Source organism: Kitasatospora sp. NPDC032150, from assembly GCF_055579945.1.
In genome coordinates, this window is record NZ_JBVIMH010000030.1 from 64,802 (window position 1) to 83,622 (window position 18,821).

Genomic DNA, 18,821 nt, shown 5'->3' on the forward strand with positions numbered 1-18,821 from the left:
TTGGTGGTTCTAATAGAAAGGCCCACCAACTGCCATCCGCCCAGCCGCTCGTGGGAGGGCCGGGGCCCGGGAGCCCCACGGGGGGGTGGTTCTCCCGGCCCTCCCCCAGGCCTGGTCGTCAGCCTCGGGTCAGCTTCTTGTAGGTGGCCCGGTGCGGACGGGCGGCGTCGGCGCCCAGCCGCTCGATCTTGTTCTTCTCGTAGGACTCGAAGTTGCCCTCGAACCAGAACCACTTGCTCTCGCCCTCGTAGGCGAGGATGTGGGTGGCCACTCGGTCCAGGAACCAGCGGTCGTGGGAGATGACCACGGCGCAGCCCGGGAACTCGAGCAGGGCGTTCTCCAGCGAGGAGAGGGTCTCGACGTCGAGGTCGTTGGTCGGCTCGTCGAGGAGCAGCAGGTTGCCGCCCTGCTTGAGGGTGAGCGCCAGGTTGAGGCGGTTGCGCTCACCACCGGAGAGCACTCCGGCCGGCTTCTGCTGGTCCGGGCCCTTGAAGCCGAACGCCGAGACGTAGGCGCGGGACGGCATCTCGACCTGGCCGACGTTGATCCAGTCGAGGCCGTCGGAGACGACCTCCCACAGGGTCTTCTTCGGGTCGATGTTGGCCCGGTTCTGGTCGACGTAGCTGATCTTGACGGTCTCACCGACCTTGACCTTGCCGCCGTCCGGCGTCTCCAGGCCCTGCAGCATCTTGAACAGCGTGGTCTTGCCGGCACCGTTGGGGCCGATCACACCGACGATGCCGTTGCGCGGCAGGGTGAAGGACAGGTCGTCGATCAGGAGCTTCTCGCCGAAGGCCTTGTTGAGGTTCTCCACCTCGATGACGATGCTGCCCAGGCGCGGGCCCGGCGGGATCTGGATCTCCTCGAAGTCCAGCTTCCGCATCTTGTCGGCCTCGGCCGCCATCTCCTCGTAACGGGCGAGACGGGCCTTGGACTTGGCCTGGCGGCCCTTGGCGTTGGAGCGGACCCACTCCAACTCTTCCTTGAGGCGCTTGGCGCGCTTGGCGTCCTTCTGGCCCTCGACCTTCAGGCGGGCCTGCTTGGTCTCCAGGTAGGTGGAGTAGTTGCCCTCGTAACCGATGGCGCGGCCGCGGTCGAGCTCCAGGATCCAGCCGGCCACGTTGTCCAGGAAGTACCGGTCGTGGGTGACCGCCACGACGGTACCGGGGTACTTGGCCAGGTGCTGCTCCAGCCAGTTCACCGACTCGGCGTCCAGGTGGTTGGTGGGCTCGTCGAGCAGCAGCAGGTCGGGGGACTCCAGCAGCAGCTTGCAGAGCGCGACCCGGCGCTTCTCACCACCGGACAGCTTGGTGACCGGCCAGTCGCCGGGCGGGCAGCCCAGCGCGTCCATGGCCTGCTCCAGCTGGGCGTCGAGGTCCCAGGCGTTGGCGTGGTCCAGGTCCTCCTGGAGCTTGCCCATCTCGTCGAGCAGCTCGTCGGAGTAGTCGGTCGCCATCAGCTCGGCGATCTCGTTGAACCGGTTGAGCTTGCCCTTGATCTCCTTGACGCCGTCCTCGACGTTCTCCAGGACGGTCTTGGACTCGTCGAGCGGGGGCTCCTGGAGGAGCATGCCGACGGTGAAGCCCGGCGAGAGGAAGGCATCGCCGTTGGACGGCTGCTCCAGCCCGGCCATCATCTTCAGCACCGTCGACTTACCGGCGCCGTTGGGGCCGACGACGCCGATCTTCGCTCCGGGAAGGAAGCTGAGCGTCACGTCGTCAAGGATGACCTTGTCGCCGTGTGCCTTGCGCACCTTGCGCATGGTGTAGATGTATTCCGCCACGTGAGATCGCTCCGGCGTCGTCATGAATATTCTGCTTACAGCCTTCCATTCTGCCGCACGGCGGCGGAGGTCCCGAACGGCCTTGGTCGGGCGACCCCCTGGGACCGGACCGCTCTGCTGCCCGGGTCGGCCCGCCCTGCCGTAGGTGTCCGAGACGGGCCGGTCCCGCCCTCCGCGCTCGGCGGAGGACGGGACCGGGTGCCCCTCGGTGTTTCAGCGCTTCGGCGACTCGGAGGCCGCAGCACTCCCCCGCACCGGATCAGGGCGGGAGATCACCGGGTGGGGCGGAGACGGCTCGGACCGGGAGGTCAGGCCGTGGTGCGGCTGTGACGGCCGCGGCGACGCAGGGCGAAGACCGCACCGCCACCGGCGACCAGCAGCGCACCGCCGGCGCCGATCAGCCACGGGGTCTCACTGCCGCCACCGGTGAAGGCCAGGCCGCCGCCGGTCGAGCCGCCGGTCGAACCACCCGTGCCACCGCCGGTGGACGAGCTCGTGGAGGGGCTGGGCTTGGCGCTCGGGGTGGAGCTGGGGGTGGTGGTGCCGGTGTCGGTCTTGCAGTTCAGGACACCCTGGATGTCCTGCTTGAAGCCGTTCGGGCCGGTGACGGTGAAGTGGTACGACTTGTCCTCGTCCACCTTGATCGGAACGCTGGTGCTGGCGCCCGGCTTCACCGTGTAGGTCTTGCCGTTGAGCGTGAAGGTGTAGTCCTGGTCGCCGTTGTTGGCAGCCGTGACGACCACCGCGCCCTGGACGCAGTCCACCTTGCTGGTGACGGCCGGGATCGGGCCGGTCGGGGCCCAGTTGACCTTGACGCTCGCGGTGGCCGGGACGGCCTCGGAGCCCGCCAGGATCAGTGTCTGGCTGTGCACGTTGTCGGCGTTGACACCGGTGAAGGCACGGCCGACGGAGACCTGGGCCGAGGTGGTGGCCTTGATGTCGGCGCTGCCCTTGGCACCGCCGCCCGGGGCCTTGGCGTAGATCTCGTCGCCGGACTTGGCGCTCGTGATCGCCTTGCCGTTCTTGTCGGTGACGGTGAGCCCGGCCTTGGCACCGTCCGCGTCCACGGAGAGGCCCACGGAGGAGCCGTTGGTGGTGACCGAGATCGGACCGAGCAGCGCACCGCTCTTACCGGAGACGGAGTTCGGCGACAGGCTGAGGGTGGGCTTGGGCTCCTCCAGCGGCTGCGCGCTCTTGATCAGGTACTTGGCCAGGTCGTTCGCCTTGCTGTCCACCGGGACGGCGTTGGCACCGTCCGAGAAGTGCCAGATCGCCGCCTGGGTGCCGGCCGCGGCCTCGTCCTCCGTCAGGCCGCTGATGTTCGCGTCCTTGGCCAGCTGACCCGCGCTGATGTGGGGGTAGGAGTGCTCGAGGATCCAGAGGATCTTCCCCGCGTCCTTGTTGCCCGCCAGCGAGCTCGACTCCCAGCCGGTCTCCTGGTACTGCGCGCCGCGCTGGGTCGGGTTGTGCAGATCGATGCAGTAGGTGTCGAGGGTCTGGTCGCCGGTCTTCAGCTCGATGAGCCCGCCCTGGGCGTGCTCGACCCTGCCGTCGTTCATGGGGATGTCGATGGCTTGACCGTGCCTGAGCGGCCCGTCGACCAGCACCGCCTTGGCGCCCGAGGCGGTGACGTCGACCGCAGCGGCCGCACCAGCCGTGATCATGCCTGCACTGATCGCAATGCTCGACGCGAGCATGACAGTGCCTATGCGGGAGACAGCCCGCCCCTGCTTGTGGAACATGAGATCCCTTCGGGCTAGGTCGTGCCGATGGCAGCCCGCCTTGCAAAGCGGCGCACCCCGTGGCGCCGCTGCACCTGTATGAACCAGACGCATCCTATTGACCCATTGAGGCCTGCAAACCTCCATGCCAAACCAGGACAGTACCGTATCTGTTTCGTTATCAAGGATCCTAAAGTCGAGCAAACTTGACGCAGAACCAGTTTCCGATCGTCAATCAACCGTCTCTACCCGAACCACACCTTCCCCGCCGGGAACCGCGGGTCGCGGGAGGCCCCACCCCGGGACGCGGCGCCCCGCTCAGGCCGCGCCGACCGGCTCCGCCGCGGACGCCCCAGCCGCCGCGTCAACCTCGCCAACCCCACTGCCCCCACCCTTCCCTTCCGCCCCATCGGCAACAGCACCGCCCGCGCCGACCCGCTGCCCGGATCCTCCCGCCGAGACCGCCGCGACGATCCAGTCCGGCACCGCGGGCTGCCCCTCACGGCCCGGCCGTGATGCGACCAGCTCCGGCCTGGCCTGCACCGCCCAGCGGAACGCCGAGGTGCCGCGCCCGAGGTCGTGACCGACCACCCGAGCGTCGATCTCCACGACGGAGCGCCGCTTGTCCTCCTCACCCCACTCCCGGATCCGCAGCCGGCCGCTGACCACGACCGGATCCCCCTTGCTCACCGAGCTCACCACGTTGGCGGCCAGCCAGCGCCAGGCCACCACGGTGACCCAGTTGGTCTCACCGTCCACCCAGTCGCCGGTGGCACGGTCGAATCGGCGCTCGGTCGCCGCCATCCGAAAGTTGGCCACCGGCACGCCGGCCGGAGTTTCCGTATAGCTCACGGTGGAGGCGACATTGCCGACCATCGTCACCAGGGTCTCGTTCATGACACACCCTCCGTTCCTCGGGAATTACCAAGCGGAATCACCGCTGCGAGGAGAGAGTGCCCAGAGCAGGAAATCAACACCAGCCCACCGGGAAATCCTGTGGATAACCCGGCCCTGTGGATAACTCGGGTAACTCTCCGGAGTGAAACAGAGACGGAAATGAACCATAGTGCGACATCAGGGCAGCGAGGCCATGACAAGTTCGGTTCGCGCACGGGCACCCGTCCGAGCCCCGAACGGGTGGCTCAGTAGACACGTCCGGCCTTGTCATCCGACCGAACGAACCCATATCTGCCCCCCTCCAGACAGGACAGACCCGGATTCTCCGCACCAAATCCATAACGGGTGGGGCTCCAGCCCCGTAACGACTGCACAACGTCCGGCGCCAGAACGTGCCAGAGCGCTGCAGACCCAGCCACCACCTGCGATTATCGGACCGCTCCACCGGGCCCGACACACCCGAACCGGTGCCCTAAGTCTCGGCGGAGTATCCGGGCACCCTTATCCTGTCCCGGAACAACCGGTCGCCACCGCGTGCGCACCGGCGGACTCCAAACCGGCCGAAGCCCCACCCGGGCTGACTCCGCCCTGTAACGCCCTCATAGCTCAGCGGATAGAGCACCCGCCTTCTAAGCGGTAGGTCGCAGGTTCGAATCCTGCTGGGGGCACCAGCGCCACCCGTCAATTCGGCACGCCCCGCGGCCCGCCTCGGCCGACAGGCCCACGAGGGCGACCGGACCACCCGAACGCCGCCCGGACCGTGCGCGGCGCCTCTCAGGCCGTGCGCAGCGCTTCCAGGTAGGCGTCCAGCAGGGCCGTCTGCCGCTCGGGCGGGAATTCCTGCGGCGCGAGGAGCGCCTGCACCACCAGGCCCAGCACATGGCTCTGCGCCGACGCCGCCAGGTCCGCCGCCGAACGGCCCGCGGGCAGCGCCCCGGCCCGCTGCGCGTCCGCGATCAGCGCGGTGAGCCGCTCGCGGGCGCGCCGGTAGCGTGCGGCGTGCTCGGCCGCGAGCTCCGGGTCGGCCAGCGCCACGTCCCAGGAGCCGACCCAGATCCGGTTGCCGTCCCGGCTCTCCGCCGTGAGCGGCAGGATGTCGAGCAGGACGGCCCGCAGCAGCCGCAGTGTCGAGGCCCCCGACCCGTCGGCGGCCCCCACCGCCGCCACCGCGGGACGCGGACGGTCAGCGGAGCGCTGTTCCAGGACCTCCAGGGCGTGTGCCACCAGGGCCCGCTTGTTCGGGAAGTAGTGCGTGAGCAGTCCGGTGGTGGCCTGCATCTCGGCAGCCACCGCGCGCAGCGTGAGCCCGCCGAAGCCCCGCTCGGCCAGGACCCGCCACACCGCCTCGGAGACATCGGCACGTCGGGCGTCATGGTCTCCACGGGCAGGCGTCATGGGCGATATGGTACCTGCCAAACGTTTGTTATGTACCCTCTCCACCAGGCGCCGGAGGCCGGTCCGGCCCGCCTCGCCCCGCTCTCGGCCAAGACCCGCAGAAGCTCACCAGAAGCCCTCACACCCCTCGCAAGCCCACCCTGGAGGCCCCGTGTACGCGATACCGCTCGCAGACGACGCCGAACTGCGCCCGCTCGAACCCTGGCAGTCCGCCGAATTCCTGGCCCACATCGACCGGGCCCGTCCGAACACCGACCCCTGGATCCCGTGGGCGTCCCGGTCCACCGACCTCGCCTCGGCCCGCGCCACCCTGCAGGGCTACGCGGACCGGCAGGCCACCGACACCGGCCGGATCTACGGCATCTGGCGCGCGGGAACGCTGGTGGGCGGCGTGATGTTCGTGCGCTTCGACACCGCGTCGGGCAACTGCGAGATCGGGGTCTGGACGGAGGCCGCCGGTGAGGGACGCGGTCTGATCAGCGCCGCCGTCCGCCACCTGCTGGACTACGCGCTGGTCGAGCGCGGGATGCACCGGGTCGAGTGGTGGACCAGCACCCGCAACGCCCGCAGCCGGGCGGTCGCGCAGCGGATGGGCATGCGGCTGGACGGCGTGCTGCGCGAGTACTTCCCGCACAACGGGATCCGGCACGACAAGGAGATCTGGTCGCTCCTGGCCCACGAGTGGGCGAAGCAGCGGGCCGCGGACGCTCCGGACGCCTAGCCGGGCCGGAGCGGCCACGGGTGCGTCGCCGGGCAGCCCGAAAACCGGGTGACGAACACGGGTCCCCCGGCCATGATTTCGATCACTGCCGCCGGCCCGAGGAGCATGTGCATGGCTCAGCACCGCACCGTTCCAGCGCTCTTCCCGCCACCCGGCTACGCTCACACCGCCGTGGTCGAGGCCGGTGAGCGGCTGGTGTTCCTGGCCGGTTCGGTACCGCTGGACGCTGACGGCAAGCTGGTCGGCCCCGGCGACTTCACCGCGCAGGCCCGGCAGGTGCTGGCCAACCTGGAGACCGCCCTGGCGGCCGTCGGCAGCGGTCTGCCGCAGGTGGTCGCCAGCACGGTGTACGTGGTGGCCGACGAGCCCGCCCGGCTGTCCGAGGTCTGGGACGTGGTCAACTCCTCGGCCCTCGCGGAGGGTCCGCACACCTCGACGTTGCTCGGTGTGGCCTGCCTCGGCTACACCGGACAGTTGGTGGAGATCACAGCCACCGCCGTAGTCCCCGGGGCCCCCGCTGTGGAAGGGTGAACGCCGACCCGAGGATCCCGGAGGCCGCCTTGCCCCAGCACGACCCGAACAGCACCGGCCCGACGACCGCGCCGCCCGGGACCGGGCCCGCCGGAGCCCCGACCGCGGAAACGGTCGTGGACACCGGGGTGGACGGCCTGCGCGCGTACGTCGAGGACGGCGGCGTGGCGGTCCTGGTGCTGGACCGCCCGGAGCGGCGGAACGCCGTGACGATGGAGATGTGGCAGCGGCTACCGGGCCTCCTGGAGCGGCTCGCCGCGCTGCCGGACGTCCGGGCGCTGCTGCTGACCGGCGCGGGCGGCACCTTCAGCGCGGGCGCCGACATCGCCGAACTCGCCGAGGTGTACGGCACCCCGGACCGGGCCGGTGCCTACCATGCGGTGAACGTCGCGGCGGAGGAGGCGCTGGCCGCCTTCCCGCACCCGACGATCGCCGTGTTGCACGGCTACTGTGTCGGCGGCGGCTGCCAGTTGGCGGTCGCCTGCGATCTGCGGTTCGCCGCCGAGGGCGCCCGGCTGGGGATCACGCCCGCCAAGCTCGGGGTGGTCTATCCGGCCGTACCCACGCTCCGCCTGGCCGGCCTGGTCGGTCCCGCCCGGGCCAAGTACCTGCTGTTCTCGGGCGAGTTGGTCACGGCCGAGCGGGCCGAACGCTTCGGCCTGGTGGACGAGGTGCTGCCGGACGGTGAACTCGACGACCGCGCCCGGGATTTCGCCCGCCTGCTGGCCCGCCGCTCGCCGCAGACCATCGGCGCGGCCAAAGCCGTTCTCGCCGCCTCCGGGCCGGCCGACGCGCAGGCCGCGGTGGCGCCGTGGGAGCACAAGTCCCGCCTGGCGCCGGACGTCCAGGAAGGGCTGGCCGCCTTCCTGGAACGCCGCGAGCCCCGGTTCTGAGTCCAACGGTCCAGCGGCCCGACCCGCGGCCCGACGACCAGGAACCGCAACGGCCCGACTGCGCAACGCCCCGGCGCCCCGGCGCCCCGGCGCCCCGGCAGCCCAACGACCCGGCAGCCCGACCCGGCGCCCCGGCAGCCCAACGACCCGACGGCCCGACCGGCCCGGGCGGGCGTCAGCGGATCGGCAGCCCGGAGATGCTGCGCGCGATCACGAGCCGCTGGATCTCGCTGGTGCCCTCGAAGATGGAGTAGATCGCGCTGTCCCGGTGCATCCGCTCGACCGGGTACTCCCGGGTGAAGCCGTTGCCGCCGAGGATCTGCATCGCCTGCGCCGTCACCCACTTCGCGGTCTCGCCCGCGTACAGCTTGGACATCGAGCCCTCGGCGGCGGTGAACGGCTGGTTGTCGGCGGCCATCCAGGAGGCCCGCCAGACCAGCAGCCGGGCGGCGTCGATCCGGGTCCTCATGTCGGCCAGGGTGAAGGCCACTCCCTGGTTGTCGATGATGGGACGGCCGAACTGCACCCGGGTGCGGGCGTAGTCGAGCGCCACCTCGTACGCGGCGCGCGCGATGCCGACCGCCTGGGCCCCGACCGCCGGGCGCGACGCCTCGAAGGTGGCCATCGCCGCGTTGCCGCCCCGCTTCGCCGGTCCTGGCGTGCCCGCCGCGCTCCGCGCCGCCTGTTCGCGGGCCCGCGCCAGCCGCTCGTCGAGCCGCTCCTTCCCGCCGAGCAGACAGTGGCCCGGCACCCGGACACCGTCCAGGACGACCTCGGCGGTGTGCGAGGCGCGGATGCCGTGCTTCTTGAACTTCTGCCCCTGGGTCAGGCCGGGTGTGCCGGGCGGGACCACGAAGGAGGCCTGCCCGCGCGCCCCGAGCTCCGGGTCAACCGTCGCCACCACCACGTGGACGGCGGCGATGCCGCCGTTGGTGGCCCAGGTCTTGGTGCCGTTCAGCACCCACTCGTCCTTGGCGTGGTCGTAGACGGCCCGGGTGCGCAGCGCGGAGACGTCCGAGCCGGCGTCGGGTTCGGAGGAGCAGAAGGCGGCCACCTTGACGTCGTCCGGGGTGCCGAACATCTGCGGCGCCCAGGTTCCGATCTGCTCGTCGGTGCCGTTGGCCAGCACGGCGACGGCGGCGAGCGTGGTGCCGACGATGGCGAGCCCGATCCCGGCGTCGCCCCAGAACAACTCCTCCATGGCGATGGGGATTCCGACACCGGAGGGGTCGAAGTACTGCTGGGCGTAGAAGTCCAGGGAGTAGATGCCGAGCCTGGCCGCCTCCTGGATGACCGGCCACGGGGTCTCCTCCCGCTCGTCCCACTCGGCGGCGGCCGGCCGCATCACGTCGGCGGCGAAGCCGTGCAGCCAGTCACGTACGGCGAGTTGGTCCTCGCCCGGGTCGAGGGAGAAGGTGCTCATGTTTCCTGCCTCCGGTCACAAGTGCCTGGCGGATCGCCCGGGACGCGGCCGGACGCCGGCCTGGTGCGTCCACGCCACTGCGGGTGTTACCCCCGGTAACACCGCCGGAGTCTGCTACTCATTGGTAACGCGTGTCAACGCCCCGCCGCCCGTCCAGTGCCAGCGCCACCACCAGGAGCCAGTACGTGCCGACCGCCGACCCCGCACCGCCCGGTGAGCCCCGCCGAGAGCAGTTGCTCAACGCCGCCGACCGGGTGGTCCAGCGCGACGGGCCGGGCGCCAGCATGAACGCGATCGCCGCGGAGGCCGGGATCACCAAGCCCATCCTGTACCGGCACTTCGGCGACCGGAACGGGCTGATCAGGGCACTGACCGAGCGGCACACCTCCGGCCTGCTGGCCGCCGTCAAGGCGGCGCTCGACGAGCCGCTGGAGCGCCGCGACCGGGTCGAGCACGTCCTGGACGTCTACCTCGCCGCGATCGAGTCCCGGCCGCAGGTGTACCGGCTGCTGACCCACCCCGGGCCCGGCGATCCCACCGGTGCCGGGAACGCGCTGGCGCCCGCGCTCAAGCGGATCGCCGACGAGATCGGCGAGGCCGTGCGGGACCAGATCGACCTCGGCGCGGACGGCCCGCTGCTCGCCGAGGCCTGGGGCCGGGCGATCACCGGAATGGTGCTGGCGGCCGGGGACTGGTGGCTCGAACAGCAGCCCTGCTCCCGCGCCCGGATGGTGCGGTCCCTTGCTGACCTGCTCTGGGGCCGGCTGGCCACCGCCGCGCCATTGCCGCAGGCCACCGTCCCGCCGGGCGTGCAGAGCCCCGGCACGGCCCGGCCCGACCGAGGCCCGGGGTACGGAACATGAGCTCTCCTCACCTCTTGTGAAGGCCGGCGGGGTGCGGCATCATCGGCGGTCACCACCCCTCCCCTTCCGAGGTGTCCCGTGCGCTTTGGCCGGACCGCCGCAGCACTCACCCTCGCCACCGCCCTCCTGGGCACCGTCGCCGCCGCACCCGCCCCCGCGGCCGGGGCCGGGGCGGCCCGCTTCCCCACCGGCACCGCCGTCTTGGCCGACGGCCGTACCGTCCTGACCGATCGGAGCGGCCGGGCACTCCAGCTGCGCGGCTTCAACGTGGACAAGTACGACGAGACCACCGAAGGCGACCTCAGGTCCATCGCCGCGCACGGCTTCACGCTGATCCGGGTGGCCGTCTCCTGGGCCCGTCTCGAGCCCGCCCGGGACTCCTACGACCAGGCCGAACTGGCCAAGCTGCGCGGGCTGCTCGACTGGGCGGCCGAGTACCGGCTGCTGGCCGTGATCGACTTCCACCAGGACGTGTACGGGCCCGAGTTCGGCGGCGGCGACCGCGGCATTCCGCTCTGGGCCACCCGGGACGACGGACTGCCGTTCACCCCGGACCCGGACGACTGGTTCGCCGGGTACTACCAGCCCGCCGTGCAGGCGGCCTTCCGGCACCTCTACGACGACCCCGACCTGCGGCGGTGGCAGGCCGACTTCTACACCCGGATCGCCCGTGAACTCGGCGGCCACCACGCCCTGCTGGGCTACGACCTGTTCAACGAGCCGTTCGGCCCCGTCGACGGCGACCCCAGTGACCCGGCCGTCCTGGCGGCGTCCGCCGCCGAACTGGAGCAGGGGCGGCTCGCCGGGATGTACCGGCGGCTGATCGCGGCCGTCCGCCGGGTGGACACCCGCGCCTGGCTGTTCGTGGAGCCCACGGTCCTGGTCGGCGAGGGCGTACCGACCCGGCTCCCGGCCTTCGCGGACCCCCGCGGCGGCGCGCCCAGGCTCGGCTACGCCCCGCACTTCTACGACACGGCGGTCGAGGCGGGGCATGACTGGGACCCGTCCGACGGCTTCATCGAGCACTACACCGCCGCCATCACCGCCTACCCCGGGGCCGGCCACCTACCCGTCCTGGTCGGCGAGTGGGGGCCGCCCGACTCCCGCACCCCGGGCAACGCCCGACTCGTGCGGCGGCAGGTCGACGCCATGGCGGGCTTCGCCGCCGCCTGGACGATGTGGTACTGGTGCCGGGGTACCGGCGGCTACTGCGCGCTGGGCCCGGACGGCCGACCCGCGCCCGGCGACGAACCCGCCTTCGAACCGTACGCGGTCGCCCTCGCCGGACTCCCCGGGACGGAGTCCTACCGGAACGGGGTCTACCGGCTCGCCTTCACCTCCGGCCGCCCGGGCTGGACCGAGGTGGTGCTCCCGCCCGGCAGCGGCACCGGACCGGAGGGGGTGGGCGTCAGCGGCGCCCGCGCCTCGACGGTGGTGGTCGAGCGGCCCGGCCCCGACCGCTCCGGTCTGGCCCGGATCCTGCTCCCGCGCACCGCCCCGGGCACCCGGGTCACCGTCACCGTCAGGGTGTGAGTCGGTCGGGCCGTCAGAGCAGATCGGCCCGCGCCGCCTGGATCCCCGCCTGGAACCGGGTGCGCGCGCCGAAGCGGTCCATCAGCTCCCGCACCCAGCGCTGCACCGTCCGGGTGGAGACCCCGAGCTGACGGGCGATGCTCTCGTCGGTGAGCCCCGCGGCCAGCAGGCCGAGCAGGCGCTGGTGCCGGTCCTCCGGCTCCGTCTCGGTGTCCGCCGCCGGGAACCGCATGGCGTGCGACCAGTACAGCTCGAACAGCCCGATCAGCGCGTCCAGCAGCGAGGACGGCCTGACCAGCAGCACGTGCTGCGACTCGGTGCCCGCACTCACCGGCAGCATCGCCCAGCGCGAGTCGACCACCGCCAGCTTGAGCGGCAACTCCGGCAGCACCCGGGCCTGTTCACCGCCCCGGACGAAGCCGCGGATCTCCGCCACCCGGGCCGGCTCGCGCAGTACCCGACTCTCGTACACCACGCGCATCGTCACGCCGCGCCCCAGCAGGGTGAGTTCGGTGTCGGGATCGCTGCGGCGGATGTACGGCGGTCGGTCGAGCAGCCGTAACTGCTCACGGGCGCCGAGCTGCAGGCTGCGCCAGAGCTCGGCGACCGACTCGCGGCCGGTGATCACCTCGACCAGCTCGCCCGCCCCCGACTGCCGCCGGCGGTAGGTGCGCATCAGCTCGTTGATCCGCCCGCGCGCCCGGCGGAGTTCGACCTCGCGCTGGAGGAGCAGTTCCTCCAGCGCCACATCGGGCGCGGCGGCCGTCCAGCGCCGCTGCCCCCTGGCCGGCCGCTCCACCAGACCGTGGTCGGCCAGCGACTCCAGCGCGGCCAGTGAGCGTTCGGCGCTCAGCCCGGCCCAGGCGCCGAGTTGCTGCGCGGAGGCGCTGCCGGCGTCGAGCAGTCGCAGATACAGCTCCTCCGCGTCCGCGCCGATGCCCAACCCGGCGAATCTGGCCCCAGCGGGCTCCGGCATCGGTACCCCCTTCCCGATCCCCGTCCTGCGGGAGAAGTCCGCAGGTGAAGTCCGACTCTGTGCCATCGGGCGGGCGAACGCAAGGGACCTCCGACAAGACATGTACCCGCCATGACGCGTTCCTGACCCGCTCATTGCCTTCCGCCCGGGGCGGGCTCCCCGCACGCTTGGCGACAGCGTCCGCCGGGGCCGGCCCCACACCCCTCCGGTGGCCCGCCGAAGTCCCCGACCCCCACCAGGAGTTCTTCATGCGTGCGATCCGTACCGCCTCCGTCGCGGCAGCCGCCCTGCTCGCGGCCTCCACCGCCGCGCTCGCCACGCCCGCGAGCGCCGCGGCCGCCACCGGCTCCGCACGGGCCGTGCACTACTACGGCCATCACCCCCGGGGCTCGTACGACTACGACGGCGGCGTCTGGGGCGGCTACGTCGCCCAGGGCAGCAACTTCCGTACCGTCACCGGCTCCTGGACCATGCCGCAGGTGCAGTGCAACACCTCCGACGACCTGTTCGCGCCCTGGGTCGGCATAGACGGCTACGGCTCGCAGACGGTGGAGCAGACCGGCGTCCAGGTGGACTGCTCCAGCGGATCACCGGTCTACTCCGGCTGGTACGAGATGTACCCGGCCCCGCCGCAGTACTTCAACGACCCGGTGGACGCCGGCGACAGCTTCACCGGCAGCGTGGTCTACAACGGCAGCGGCAGCTACACCCTGAAGCTCACCGACGACACCAAGGGCTGGACCGAGACCACCCGCCAGCACCTGAACGCCCGGAACGTGAGCGCCGAGGCGGTCATCGAGTCGCCCTCCCAGAGCTACCCGTCCTTCGCCAGCCTGGACTTCAGCGGTGTCACGGCGAACGGGCGGACCTTCGACGCGTACTCGCCACAGGCCATCGACAGCGGCCAGTACACCGAGACGGGCCTGCAGAACGGTTCGTTCTCCATCGTCCCGGCGAACTGACCGGCCGCTCCGCTCCGCCGCCGGACCGGACCCGGCGGCGGAGCGGAGCGCAGGCGCCCTTGGATCAGGCTCCGGTCAGACCGCGCCGCTTGAGCAGCGGGGCGATCTCGGGGTCACGGCCGACCACGGCCCGGAAGCAGTCCAGCGCGTCCTTGCTGCCGCCGCGCGAGAGCAGTTCGGCGCGGAAGATCTCGCCGCTCTCGCGCACCGTACGGCCGCCTGTACGGAACCACTCGACGGTGTCCGCGTCCAGCACCTCCGACCAGATGTAGGCGTAGTAGCCCGCGCTGTACTCGCTCGCGAAGATGTGGCTGAAGTACGTGCTGCGGTAGCGCGGTGGGACGGCCGGCAGTGCCAGCCCGGCCCGGGCCAGCGCGGCCGCCTCGAACTCCTGGGCGTCGGCGATCTCCCGGCCCGCGGGCACGGTGTGCCAGGCCCAGTCGAGCAGCGCGGCGGCCAGGTACTCGACCGTGCGGAAGCCCTGGCCGAACTGCTCGGCGGCGTCGATCCGCGCCACCACCTCGGCCGGCAGCGGCTCGCCGGTCTCGTGGTGCCTGGCGAAGTTGGCCAGCACCTCGGGCCAGTCCATCCACATCTCGTTCACCTGGGACGGGAACTCCACGAAGTCGCGCGGCACCTCGGTCCCGGAGAACAGCGGGTAGCGGACGGCGGAGAACAGGCCGTGCAGCGCGTGGCCGAACTCGTGGAAGAGCGTCCGCACCTCGTCCCAGGTCAGCAGGGCCGGCTCAGCGGGGGCGGGGTGGGCGACGTTGAGGTTGTTGACCACCACCGGACGCCGGCCGAGCAGCTCCGACTGCGGGACCAGTTCGTTCATCCAGGCGCCGCCGCCCTTGGACTCCCGGGCGTAGAAGTCTCCGAGGAACAGGCCCAGCGGGCTGCCGTCCGCCTCGAACACCTCGAAGACCCGGACGTCCGGGTGGTACCCGGTGAGGTCGTCCCGCTCGGTGAAGGTCAGCCCGTAGGCCAGGTTGGCGGCGTGGAACACGCCGTCGCGCAGCACTCGCTCCAGCTCGAAGTACGGGCGCAGCGCGGCGGTGTCCAGGTCGTAGACGGCCTTGCGGACCTGCTCCGAGTAGTAGGCCCAGTCGTGCGCGGCGAGCTCGGTGATGCCGTCGGCCGCGGCGGCCTTGGCCAGTTCGGCGGCCTCGCGCTCGGCGTTGGCCACGGCGGGGGGCACCAGGCGGGCCAGCATCGCGTCCACCGCCTCGACCGTGCCGGCGGTCTCGTCGGCCACCACGTACGCGGCGTGGCTGGGGTAGCCGAGCAGCGCGGCGCGCTCGGCGCGCAGCTCGGCCATCCGGATCGCCACCGGGCCGTTGGACTCCACGGCCCGGCCGAGCGAGGCCTCCAGCAGCCGGGCGCGCACCGCGCGGTCGGTGAGGGCGGCCAGCTCGGGCTGGTTGGAGAAGTTCTTCAGGCTCAGCACGTAAGTACCGTCCGGGTGGCCGAGCGCCTTGGCGTTCTCGGCGGCCGCGGCGATCTGGCCGGCGGGCAGGCCGTCCAGCTGCTCGGCGCCGTCCAGCACCAGGGCCCGGGCCCTGGTGTCGTCGAACACGTTCTGCCGGAAGGTCGTCGCGTCCGAGGCCAGCTGGGCGTTGATCTCCCGCAGCCGCTGCTGGTCGGCGGGCGACAGCCTGGCCCCGGCACGGACGAACCGGGTGTGGTGGCGCTCCAGCAGACGCAGCGCCTGGGCGTCCAGGTCCAGGGTCTCGCGGGCCTCGTACACGGCGCGCACCCGGGCGTAGAGCGCCGGGTCGAGGTGGATCGCGTCGGCGTGCGCCGCGAGCCTCGGACTGATCTCGGCGGCCAGCTCCTGCAGCGCGTCGGTGGCGTCGGAGGCGAGCTGGTTGTCGAAGACCAGCCGTACCCGGTGCAGCAGCGTCCCCGAACGCTCGAGCGCCACCAGCGTATTGTCGAAGCCCGGCGGCTCGGGGTCGGCCACGATCGCCGCGATCTCGGCCAGCTGGTCGGCCATTCCCCGCTCGAAGGCGGGCAGATAGTGCTCTTCCCGGATCTCGGCGAAGGGCGGGAGTCCGTAGGCCAGGGTGCTGGGCTCGAAGAAGGGGTTGTCGCTCATTGCCCGAACCTTACGCGCTGTCAAGACCGCTGCCTACGGGCCGATCGACCCTCGTGGCGCCCGGTGGGCCGTTCAGTCCTCGGTCGGCCAGTCCCAGCCGAGCTGCAGGAACAGGCCCAGCCGGTCGGAGACGCAGCGCATCTCGCTGATCCGCCCGGCCGCGACGGTGAAGACGAAGACGGCCTCGTTCCTGAAGCTCCGTCCGGTCGGCTCCGGCATCCGGGGGTGCGCCGCCGAGCTCACGCCGGTCTGGGTGATCCGGGCGACCACCCGGTCTCCCTCCGCGATCAGCTCCTCCACCTGCACGCGGTAGGGCGCCAGCGCCGTCAGCTGGGTCGCGATCGCCGCGAAGGCGGCGCCCGGCTCGTCCGGCTCGCCGAAGACCACCTTGTTGTGGTCGACCACGTCGGCGGCCAGGAAGTCGCCCAGGTCGGTGATCCGGGCCTCGTTCAGGGCGGTGAAGAAGTCGGTGACGAGCCGCTTGTTGCTCTCGATGGCGTCGGTCATGCCAGTGTCCCCCTCGGACGGTCTCTTACGGCGTAAGATCGGCCGCTGTCGAGTACTATTCCCTTACGCCGTAAGAAACGTCAAGGGGGCAACCGTGGCAGCCACCGCCAGGCGGGCCGGGCTGAGCCGCACCAAGGTCCTGACCGCCGCACTCCAGTTGGCCGACCGCGAGGGCGTGGAGAAACTCTCGATGCGCCGCCTCGGCACCGAACTCGGCGTCGAGGCCATGACGCTGTACTACTACCTGCCCAACAAGGCCGCCCTGCTGGACGGCTTGGTCGAGCTGGTGGTCTCCGCCGTACGCCCCGCCCCCTCCGGACCGCCGGACGAATGGCCGCGCTGGCTGCGGGAGTTCGCGGTCCGGCTGCGCGCCGAGTTGCTCCGCCACCCCGGCGTGCTGCCGCTGGTGGCCGCCCGGCCCGCGCGCACCGCCGACGCCCTGGCCGCCGTCGAGGAGGCGGCGGCGGCCCTCGGCCGCGCCGGGATCGCGCCGCTCGTCGCACTGCGGATCATCAACTCCGTCACCACCGCGGTCATCGGCCACTGCCTCGCCGAGGCCGACCCGCCCGGTGACACGGCGGCGGCGGAGACCGGCCCCGACCTCACCGGCTTCCCGGTCCTCGCCGCCGCGGCCGCCGCCGGCCTCGGCACCCCCGCCGACCACCAGGCCCGCTTCGACCTCGTGCTGGACACCCTGCTCACCGGCCTCGCCGGCCACCATCCGGCCCCGCGGCCGCGCTGACGCCCCGGTTGTCAGTACGGGGCGCTACCGTCGGGCGAATGCCCGTCCGAGAGGAGGAGACCCCATGGCCCCGGCCCCCCGTACCGCTCTGGTGCCCGACCCGCACGGCCCGGGCGGGCGCCTCCAACCGCTCGCCGAGGACGGCAACCCGCTCGGCCCGCCCGTCCGGACCCCCGACCTGGCCGCCGCCGTCGCCGAGCGCGAGGCCGCCGAGCAGCCGCGCTGGGTCTGGGCCGCCGCCGACAGCGCGTACGCTCCGCTGCTGCCGCTGCGCCTGGCCCGCTGCCACGACCTACGGCTGACCGAGGCCCTGCTGCTCGGCCACGACGGCGCCTGGGGCGCGCCGCGCTCACTGGGCGCCGCCTGGGCCAGGCTGCGCGGGCTGCCCGTGCCCGCGGACCTGCCGGAGAGCGCCGGGCCGGACGACCAGGACGGCCTCTTCGCCCCGGACCGCCTGCAGCTCCCGCCCGGCACCGACCCGCTGGCGGCGGTGGTCGCCGTCCACGCCGAACAGCAGCGCCGCATCGGTTCGATCGCCGACCCGGCGACCCGCGCGCGCTTCCGGCTGCTGGTGGCCGCCGAGTCCGCCGGCGGCCTGCTGGCGGCCGAGATGTCCCACGACGGGCTGCCCTGGCGCGCCGACATCCACGACCGGCTGCTCACCGAGCTGCTCGGCCCGCGCCCGACCGTCCCCGGCACCCAGCCCAGCCGGCTCGCCGAGCTGGCCGTCGAGCTGCAACAGGCGCTCGGCGGCCGCCCGTTCAACCCCGACTCGCACAGCCAGGTGCTGCGCGCCTTCGCCGAGCAGGGCATCCAGCTCGGCTCCACCCGCTCCTGGGAGCTGAACCGCGTCGACCACCCCGCCGCCCGCCTGATGACCCGTTACAAGGAGCTCTCCAGACTGCACACCGCCCACGGCTGGGCCTGGCAGGACGCCTGGGCCAGGGGCGGCCGGTTCCGCCCCGAGTACGTGGTCGGCGGCGTGGTCTCCGGGCGCTGGGCCAGCCGGGGCGGCGGCGCGCTGCAGATCCCCCGGATCCTGCGTCGCGCCGTGGTCGCCGACCCCGGCTGGACGCTGGTGGTCGCCGACGCCGCTCAGCTGGAGCCGCGGGTACTGGCCGCGCTCTCCCAGGACGCCGGGCTGGCCCGCAGCGCCGCCGAGGGCGACCTCTACAGCGCGCTCGCCGCCACCGCCTTCCACGGCGACCGCGACAAGGCCAAACTCGGCCTGCTCGGCGCGATGTACGGACAGACCAGCGGCGACATCGGCCCGCTGCTGGCCACCCTGCGCCGCCGCTACCCCGCCGCCATGGGGTACGTCGAGGCCGCCGCCCGCACCGGGGAGGACGGCGGGATCGTCCGCTCCCGGCTCGGCCGCACCTGCCCGCCGCCCTCCGCCGACTGGCTGGATCTGACCGAGGCCCCCGAGTCCGCCACGGAGGCCGGCGGCCGCTCGGCCAGAGCACGCGGGCGGTTCACCCGCAACTTCGTCATCCAGGCCAGCGGGGCGGACTGGGCCCTCGCACTGCTCGCCGCGCTGCGCCGGCGGCTGACCGCGCTGGAGTCCGGCGCGGACCGGCCGCACCTGGTCTTCTTCCAGCACGACGAAGTGGTGGTGCACACCCCGCTCAACCTGGCCGACCGGGTCGCCGCGGCCGTGACGGATGCCGCCGAGGAGGCCCGCACCCTGGTCTTCGGCGACACTCCCGTGCGCTTCCCGCTGAGCGCCACCATCGCGGACTGCTACGCCGAGGCCAAGTAGCGCGCCGCCTCCTG

Annotated in this window: 16 protein-coding genes and 1 tRNA gene; 9 read left to right on the forward strand and 8 right to left on the reverse strand. The window is 72.3% G+C overall.

The features are described 5' to 3' along the window. Positions 1–118: 118 nt before the first annotated feature. From ettA to ACZ5ON_RS28025, 3 genes are all read right to left on the reverse strand, one after another. A complete protein-coding gene (gene ettA / locus ACZ5ON_RS28015) occupies positions 119–1,783 on the reverse strand; it encodes an energy-dependent translational throttle protein EttA (protein WP_465598449.1) in 1,665 nt (554 codons plus the stop codon). 308 nt (positions 1,784–2,091) lie between these two features. Beyond that, positions 2,092–3,447 carry a Cys-Gln thioester bond-forming surface protein gene (locus ACZ5ON_RS28020; protein ID WP_465598452.1) on the reverse strand — a complete coding sequence of 452 codons (1,356 nt, stop codon included), beginning with the start codon at positions 3,445–3,447 and terminating at the stop codon, positions 2,092–2,094. Positions 3,448–3,822: 375 nt separating this feature from the next. Beyond that, positions 3,823–4,401: a single-stranded DNA-binding protein gene (locus ACZ5ON_RS28025; RefSeq protein WP_465598455.1), complete on the reverse strand. Its 579-nt coding sequence runs from the start codon at positions 4,399–4,401 to the stop codon at positions 3,823–3,825. A 595-nt stretch (positions 4,402–4,996) separates the two neighbouring features. On the opposite strand from ACZ5ON_RS28025, the gene ACZ5ON_RS28030 reads away from it, so the two are divergent. Next, positions 4,997–5,072: transfer RNA gene (locus tag ACZ5ON_RS28030), tRNA-Arg, on the forward strand. A 103-nt stretch (positions 5,073–5,175) separates the two neighbouring features. On the opposite strand, the gene ACZ5ON_RS28035 is transcribed toward ACZ5ON_RS28030, so the two are convergent. Beyond that, positions 5,176–5,796 (reverse strand): TetR/AcrR family transcriptional regulator, encoded by a 621-nt coding sequence (locus tag ACZ5ON_RS28035; protein WP_465598458.1) that lies wholly within the window; start codon positions 5,794–5,796, stop codon positions 5,176–5,178. A gap of 151 nt (positions 5,797–5,947) precedes the next feature. On the opposite strand from ACZ5ON_RS28035, the gene ACZ5ON_RS28040 reads away from it, so the two are divergent. The 3 genes from ACZ5ON_RS28040 to ACZ5ON_RS28050 all read left to right on the forward strand — a co-directional run bounded on the left by ACZ5ON_RS28040 (position 5,948) and on the right by ACZ5ON_RS28050 (position 7,941). Further along, positions 5,948–6,517, forward strand: coding sequence for a GNAT family N-acetyltransferase (locus ACZ5ON_RS28040; protein WP_465598462.1), 570 nt, complete (start codon positions 5,948–5,950; stop codon positions 6,515–6,517). 111 nt (positions 6,518–6,628) lie between these two features. Then, on the forward strand, positions 6,629–7,048 hold the full coding sequence (locus ACZ5ON_RS28045; protein WP_465598465.1) for a RidA family protein: 420 nt from the start codon (positions 6,629–6,631) through the stop codon (positions 7,046–7,048). A 116-nt stretch (positions 7,049–7,164) separates the two neighbouring features. Continuing rightward, positions 7,165–7,941, forward strand: coding sequence for an enoyl-CoA hydratase/isomerase family protein (locus tag ACZ5ON_RS28050; protein ID WP_465598534.1), 777 nt, complete (start codon positions 7,165–7,167; stop codon positions 7,939–7,941). Positions 7,942–8,116: 175 nt separating this feature from the next. On the opposite strand, the gene ACZ5ON_RS28055 is transcribed toward ACZ5ON_RS28050, so the two are convergent. After that, on the reverse strand, positions 8,117–9,364 hold the full coding sequence (locus ACZ5ON_RS28055) for an acyl-CoA dehydrogenase family protein (protein ID WP_465598468.1): 1,248 nt from the start codon (positions 9,362–9,364) through the stop codon (positions 8,117–8,119). 185 nt (positions 9,365–9,549) lie between these two features. Between ACZ5ON_RS28055 and ACZ5ON_RS28060 the strand changes: the two genes are divergently transcribed. Beyond that, positions 9,550–10,227, forward strand: coding sequence for a TetR/AcrR family transcriptional regulator (locus ACZ5ON_RS28060; protein WP_465598471.1), 678 nt, complete (start codon positions 9,550–9,552; stop codon positions 10,225–10,227). 78 nt (positions 10,228–10,305) lie between these two features. Beyond that, positions 10,306–11,760 carry a glycoside hydrolase family 5 protein gene (locus tag ACZ5ON_RS28065; protein ID WP_465598474.1) on the forward strand — a complete coding sequence of 485 codons (1,455 nt, stop codon included), beginning with the start codon at positions 10,306–10,308 and terminating at the stop codon, positions 11,758–11,760. Between the two features lie 13 nt (positions 11,761–11,773). Here ACZ5ON_RS28065 and ACZ5ON_RS28070 read toward each other — a convergent pair whose 3' ends face one another. Then, positions 11,774–12,736, reverse strand: coding sequence for a helix-turn-helix domain-containing protein (locus ACZ5ON_RS28070; protein ID WP_465598477.1), 963 nt, complete (start codon positions 12,734–12,736; stop codon positions 11,774–11,776). A 248-nt stretch (positions 12,737–12,984) separates the two neighbouring features. Here ACZ5ON_RS28070 and ACZ5ON_RS28075 point away from each other — a divergent pair, with 248 nt between their 5' ends. Further along, the gene (locus tag ACZ5ON_RS28075) at positions 12,985–13,698 is read left to right on the forward strand and encodes a G1 family glutamic endopeptidase (protein ID WP_465598480.1); all 714 of its coding nucleotides are present in this window, start codon (positions 12,985–12,987) and stop codon (positions 13,696–13,698) included. Between the two features lie 64 nt (positions 13,699–13,762). Here the strand turns inward: ACZ5ON_RS28075 and ACZ5ON_RS28080 are convergent, their stop codons facing one another. Continuing rightward, complete coding sequence (locus ACZ5ON_RS28080; RefSeq protein WP_465598483.1) at positions 13,763–15,796, reverse strand: M3 family metallopeptidase; 2,034 nt, start codon at positions 15,794–15,796, stop codon at positions 13,763–13,765. 72 nt (positions 15,797–15,868) lie between these two features. Continuing rightward, positions 15,869–16,303 carry an ester cyclase gene (locus ACZ5ON_RS28085; RefSeq protein ID WP_465598486.1) on the reverse strand — a complete coding sequence of 145 codons (435 nt, stop codon included), beginning with the start codon at positions 16,301–16,303 and terminating at the stop codon, positions 15,869–15,871. A gap of 94 nt (positions 16,304–16,397) precedes the next feature. Here ACZ5ON_RS28085 and ACZ5ON_RS28090 point away from each other — a divergent pair, with 94 nt between their 5' ends. Both ACZ5ON_RS28090 and ACZ5ON_RS28095 read left to right on the forward strand, forming a co-directional pair. Then, entirely contained in the window at positions 16,398–17,045 is a 648-nt protein-coding gene (locus ACZ5ON_RS28090) for a TetR/AcrR family transcriptional regulator C-terminal domain-containing protein (RefSeq protein WP_465598489.1), read from the forward strand. Positions 17,046–17,109: 64 nt separating this feature from the next. Next, entirely contained in the window at positions 17,110–18,807 is a 1,698-nt protein-coding gene (locus ACZ5ON_RS28095; protein WP_465598492.1) for a bifunctional 3'-5' exonuclease/DNA polymerase, read from the forward strand. Positions 18,808–18,821: the final 14 nt, after the last annotated feature.

What these genes read in the sequence shown, in the direction of transcription:
- ACZ5ON_RS28020 (WP_465598452.1), bottom strand. Translation starts at nt 3,447, where the DNA reads ATGATCACGGCTGGTGCGGCCGCTGCGGTCGACGTCACCGCCTCGGGC.
- ACZ5ON_RS28025 (WP_465598455.1), bottom strand. Translation starts at nt 4,401, where the DNA reads ATGAACGAGACCCTGGTGACGATGGTCGGCAATGTCGCCTCCACCGTG.
- ACZ5ON_RS28035 (WP_465598458.1), bottom strand. Translation starts at nt 5,796, where the DNA reads ATGACGCCTGCCCGTGGAGACCATGACGCCCGACGTGCCGATGTCTCC.
- ACZ5ON_RS28045 (WP_465598465.1), top strand. Translation starts at nt 6,629, where the DNA reads ATGGCTCAGCACCGCACCGTTCCAGCGCTCTTCCCGCCACCCGGCTAC.
- ACZ5ON_RS28055 (WP_465598468.1), bottom strand. Translation starts at nt 9,364, where the DNA reads ATGAGCACCTTCTCCCTCGACCCGGGCGAGGACCAACTCGCCGTACGT.
- ACZ5ON_RS28070 (WP_465598477.1), bottom strand. Translation starts at nt 12,736, where the DNA reads ATGCCGGAGCCCGCTGGGGCCAGATTCGCCGGGTTGGGCATCGGCGCG.
- ACZ5ON_RS28075 (WP_465598480.1), top strand. Translation starts at nt 12,985, where the DNA reads ATGCGTGCGATCCGTACCGCCTCCGTCGCGGCAGCCGCCCTGCTCGCG.
- ACZ5ON_RS28080 (WP_465598483.1), bottom strand. Translation starts at nt 15,796, where the DNA reads ATGAGCGACAACCCCTTCTTCGAGCCCAGCACCCTGGCCTACGGACTC.
- ACZ5ON_RS28085 (WP_465598486.1), bottom strand. Translation starts at nt 16,303, where the DNA reads ATGACCGACGCCATCGAGAGCAACAAGCGGCTCGTCACCGACTTCTTC.
- ACZ5ON_RS28095 (WP_465598492.1), top strand. Translation starts at nt 17,110, where the DNA reads ATGGCCCCGGCCCCCCGTACCGCTCTGGTGCCCGACCCGCACGGCCCG.